This window comes from Nocardioides oceani (assembly GCF_030412965.1).
Classification (GTDB): domain Bacteria; phylum Actinomycetota; class Actinomycetes; order Propionibacteriales; family Nocardioidaceae; genus Nocardioides; species Nocardioides oceani.
Window position 1 is genome coordinate 1 of record NZ_JAUHJQ010000333.1, and the last position, 207, is coordinate 207.

The 207-nt window shown below is 72.9% G+C and carries 1 protein-coding gene; it reads right to left on the bottom strand.

Annotated features, from left to right (window positions below; all coding sequences use genetic code 11):
* The coding region (locus QWY28_RS24260) for a hypothetical protein (protein WP_300955442.1) at positions 1–207 on the bottom strand (207 nt) is incomplete at both ends.

Here is a 207-nt window from a genome sequence, read left to right on the forward strand (position 1 = left end):
GAGCCAGTACAGGTCGCCGTACGCGTCGATCTGGTCGGAGCCGACCTGCAGCGCCAGCAGTGCGACGAGCACCGGGAGCAGCACCCCCGGCCGGCCGCCCGCGGCCGCGACCCGGAAGCCGGCCGGGTGGTGGAGGAGGACGGCGACGATCGCGCCGTAGGCGAGGAACTGGTACGGCGCGAGGTACATGAGCGGGTCGTGGAAGCT